The following is a 5054-nucleotide window of genomic DNA, read 5'->3' as shown; positions in this document are numbered from 1 at the left end:
ACTATCTTCCGCGAAATGCTAGAAGAGGCACGCGGGATATTTTTCAACACCTCTGCTGAAGAGCAATTGGCGTGCGAGAAGCTGCACGTGGCGAATCCGTTTACCGCCGTGTTAGGGTATGGGTTCCCCGATCAGCCGCTACACGGTGATCCCGACCGCTTTCGTAAACGCACCGGTATCGACACCCCCTTCCTACTGTATAGCGGACGGCTAGAAACTGCGAAGAATGTTCCGTTGCTCATCGAGTGGTTTGTCGCCTATAAGCAGGCTCGTCCCGAGAGCAATCTAACACTTGTCCTGACAGGCAAAGGGGAGATCAGTTTACCTGCGCGAACCGATATTGTATGTTTAGGTGTAATTGATTGGCAGGATTTGAATGACGCTTATAGTGCAAGTGTTGCTTTATGTCAACTCTCGCTGAATGAGAGCTTCTCGATCGTCATGATGGAAGCCTGGCAGCAACGTCGCCCGGTTATTGTGCATGCCGACTGTGCGGTGACCCGTGAGCACGTTGAACGTAGTGGCGGAGGGTATGCCTGTCATGATGCTGCCAGCTTCATTACAGCCATTGATACGTTGCTAGAACGTCCTGAAGAGGCAGCAATGTTAGGTGAACGTGGATATACATATGTCCAGGAGCACTTTGCCTGGAGCGTTCTGGTAGACAAGTTTGTCAGAACGCTGAGCACGTTTTTACAACCACGCTCGATGATTGCTACACTTGCTCAGCGTGGCATTCGGCGCGCCCTTGATTTCACGTATGATCGTTTTGAAGCGCATTTTATCTCGCTCGTACAAAGGATGTGTGAGCAGGATGGTGACTGGAAGCTTTTAGAGGAAGTTCATAGCAAACTTTCTGCATTAAGACAAGACTATACGCTGAGCGGTGATCGCAACCCAACCGTAGGTCATTCTTTAAGAGAATGGTTGAAATGGTTACGATCAGAAACAAAGGTCTCGTCACCTATCGACCGACAACAAACGAGCGATGTGACTATACAATTGATAGAAGAACTTTTCAACCTCCTTATTCAGACAAGAAACAACTATCGTCGTCTGGAGCGTGAGCAAGCCCGTTTGCATGACCGATTGCTTAGTGTTCGGAATGACGGGTAGTGTTTTCATGTACATATGGCTGGAGAGACGCAGCGTCGTTGCGCCCCTCCGCTGTTAGCTGCTATAGTCGTTTAGGTGACAGACATATCCGCCATCCGCGACCAATTCGGGGGACAATGTGAAGATACAGTGATCAGACAGCACGATACGTAGCCATCTCTACCTGGTGTTGTGTACCTCGTTGTCTCGTGTTGAGTTCTGTAATTTCATACTCTAAGAAGTTACATACACATGGGTAAGGCCTATGAAAACCAATCGTCTCGCCATTATTTTCGTTACATTGCTAATTCTTCTGCTCATCGCATCAGGTCTAACGAATCCTGTACTTCAGCCAATCAGTATCACTAGTCTTACAGAAAAGGATGGTTTCTGGCCGCTTGAGTTCAGCGGAGATAGGTATTATCGCTGGACAAAAGGTAGTGCTCTTTTCCATCTGCCGGGCTTTGAAACAGCTTCATCACTTTACGTGATACTAAATCTTACTGCCCCGCAGTATCTGGGTGCAGCTCCTATCGACGCTTGGATGCAGATTGACGGCTCTCCAGCCATCCGTTTTAGCATCGCACCTGAGTGGCGCCGCTATTACATCCTTACTTCGGTAACTGAACCGCGCTGGCACACGCCATTATTAAAACTTGTCACCGATACCTGGACACCCGGCATCCATGATCAAAGGCAGTTAGGGGTTGCTGTAAGTGAAGGTACGATACAGCGTATCAATTCTCCTCGACTCTTCGCCGTCCTCGAGCGTGCATTATTTCTAGCAGTCCTCACTGCTCTCTTTTATGCCACAATGCGTTATCTGCAGCCATTTGGCAGCTTGCTCACTGTATTCGCGATCGTTATTTTGGGAATAATTGGAACATGGGTACCTTCTCGTTTTGCGCAGGTACTACCAACGAACTGGTCTCTAGTGAGCGAGATACTTGTAGCCGCAGTCGCGGTAGAGGTAGTGCGTTTGAGACGAAAGATTTCACACAATCTCCTATACATCATCGCCATGACAGGTGTTGTAACTGGTGCTCTGTTTATCTCTGTACTGGGATGGATCATTGCAGGTGCTGTGTTCATTATCTGCGGCATGTTATCAGCTATCGTATTCGCTTATGAAACCCATAAATCACGTTTTCTATATCCTTTGATGTTAACTCTTGTTTTTTATTCTTTTTCGGTTCTGACCTTGGTATATTGGCATCAAAATGAAAGATATGATGTTACAGGTGATGAGCCACATTATCTTGTGATGGCAGATGGAATTATTAGCTTTGGTACTTTTGAACAAACAAAGCCTTACAAAAAAGAACTTGAGGAGAGAAATATATGGCGGGCAGAGCTTCTTCCTGGTCCACACGTTATCGCTGGGCCAAACGGATCTTATAACGTGCATAATATTGGATTGCCTTTATTAATTTCAGTTCCCTATAAATTAGGAAGCGATATGTCAAATATTTTGCCGCGCCTTGCAAATTACAATGTCTACGGAATAGGTGCCGTTAAGTTATTTCTGATAACTACAGCAGGTCTGATCGTCATTGGGTCTTGGATTTTAAGCGGTTTTTTTTTGGATAATATAAAAGCGCGTGTAATTACAGTTGTGGCTATAGTCTATGGATACCCGTTTATTCCAGCATCAGGTCAAATATATCCAGAATTTACAGCCGGTACTATTCTTTTTTTTGCTATAATATACTTGATCTTAAGTGATACAAAGAAGGACATAAAGTCAAGTTTCTTCTCTTATATAATATACATAGCCACTTCATTTCTGCCTTGGTTGCACATAAAACTCTCTGTAGCAGCTCTGATCGCTGCATGTTCACTCATGATTTCAGAGCGAAAATCGGGACGAAATCTCTTGTATTCTTTACAGCCTTTAATATTTCTACTTCTTTCCTTGATGTTATTAGTATCTTACAATAGTTATGCATTTGGGAATATCTTTGGACCATACAAAGGAGGAGCGTTGGTGGTAAACGCTACAAGTGTTATGGTGTTATTTGGGCTGCACTTTGACCGGTTCCACGGAATATTTTTTCAGAACATTGCATACCTAATTATACCTTTTTATGTTATTTCTTTTTACAAAAGATTTTCTTTTGTGTCTTTAGTAATCCTCAGTATATACGCTAGCATTGTTGTACCAAATGCCTTACATCCGGTATGGTACGGCGGAAGGTCCTTTGCAGGGAGATTTCAGTGGACTGGTGCGATTGTACTAATTCCCTTAGTTGTCTATGGTTTCTCAAGAATACTGCAACAGCGCCCGAAAATTGGTTTTCCGCTCGCTTTATTCACAATATCTCTAAATGCCATTATCTACTTGCGATATACATTCTCTGATTTTGAACTTCACAACAAAATGGGGTATCAGTCGTTTATTCCAGCGATTGACCGATTTCTTCCAGCACTTCGCGACTCGAAGTGGGCATATTCTTATCCCGTGCACTATGTTTGGGTTGCAATACTGTTATTTGTGATTTTGATCATAGTAGTTTATCATAAAAATATTCGAGGTAAAACTTTTTCAACCTTCTCCGCTAGTGGTTTCTTATTTCTGGGAATTGTGTTATTTATTACTGCAACATATTTTCAGAGCAGCATAGTACCAATTCGTTATTTTTACCTAGGAAATCAACTTCCTTCCCGAATTGGACTAGTCAGCGGTACCGATATAATAGTTACAGATAGTGTAAAGGCTTCTGATTTTTTAAGCTTCGGTCCATACTGCTTTTTGCCACCAGGCAATTACGTGGCAACGTTTGAATATGTGAGTGATGAAACTTCTAAGACGAATATTGGATGGATTGATATTACCGCTAATTTCAGGACTATCTCACGACAGACAATACATGGAACGAATGGTGTTCCGAGTCATATTGAAATATCATTCACTCTTCAAGATGTACAACAAGTTGAGGCTAGATTTTGGTATGATGGGCCTGGAACCGTCTCATTGAAAAGTCTTGAAATCCGTTCAAAGTGATTAATTGTAGGTCACGTTGGGAATTGCAAGCATTGTCAAGATTGGTAAGAAGATTGGAAAGACACACACCGCCGTGCTCTCCTTGTCAGGCATGCTATAATTAGCCGGAAAAATGTCATATTAATGTCGTATTTCTGAGGGAACACCATACCATGGCACATCTCATCACTGGTGGCGCCGGTTTTATTGGTTGTAATCTGGCCGATTATCTCCTCGCCCGTGGCGAGCAGGTTACGATTGTCGATAATTTGAGCCGCCCGCGCACGCCGCTCAATCTGGCCTGGCTGCAAGAACGGTACGGTAAACAATTACGCTTCGTACAGGCCGATATTCGCGATGCGGCTACGATGCAGGCTGTGATCCCCGGCCATCACGTGGTCTACCATCTCGCCGGTCAGGTGGCGGTGACAACATCAGTGCAGGATCCGCGGAGTGATTTTGAGATTAATGCCCTCGGAACGCTGAATGTTCTGGAAGCAGCTCGCTTGGCGCCAGAACCGCCAATCGTCTTTTTCGCTTCAACAAACAAGGTCTACGGTGGCATGGAAACGGTGGCGGTTGTAGAAGAGGCTACTCGTTACCGCTACCGAGACCTGCCTGCCGGAGTGCCTGAGCATCAGTTGCTCGATTTTCATTCGCCATACGGTTGTAGCAAAGGTGCTGCCGATCAATATGTGCGTGATTACGCCCGTATTTACGGTTTGCAGACGGTTGTTTTCCGCCAGTCATGCATCTACGGTCCGCGTCAGTTTGGTGTTGAAGATCAGGGCTGGGCGGCACATTTTGCTATTGCTGCACTACTTGGACGCCCGATTACGATCTATGGCGACGGAAAACAGGTACGCGATATGCTCTATGTTGACGATCTGATTGCCGCTTACATGGCAGCACTTGAGCGGATCGATCAGGTGAGTGGGCGGATTTACAATATCGGTGGCGGACCACAAAATGCGTT

At 45.0% G+C, this 5054-nt stretch carries 3 protein-coding genes; all 3 read left to right on the top strand.

Features of this window, described 5'->3' with window-relative positions; translation table 11 throughout:
* Nucleotides 1–1116 (top strand): glycosyltransferase family 4 protein (locus JE47_RS21150; RefSeq protein ID WP_152556119.1); only part of this gene is annotated, 1116 nt, incomplete at its 5' end.
* 244 nt (nt 1117–1360) lie between these two features.
* Complete coding sequence (locus tag JE47_RS0119375) at nt 1361–4099, top strand: hypothetical protein (protein WP_031461328.1); 2739 nt, start codon at nt 1361–1363, stop codon at nt 4097–4099.
* 152 nt (nt 4100–4251) lie between these two features.
* A partial coding sequence (locus JE47_RS0119370) for an NAD-dependent epimerase/dehydratase family protein (protein ID WP_031461327.1) occupies nt 4252–5054 on the top strand: 803 nt, incomplete at its 3' end.

This window comes from Chloroflexus sp. MS-G (assembly GCF_000735195.1).
Lineage (GTDB): Bacteria > Chloroflexota > Chloroflexia > Chloroflexales > Chloroflexaceae > Chloroflexus.
Note: the sequence above shows the minus strand (reverse complement) of the source record. Positions and strands in the feature narration are given on the sequence as shown.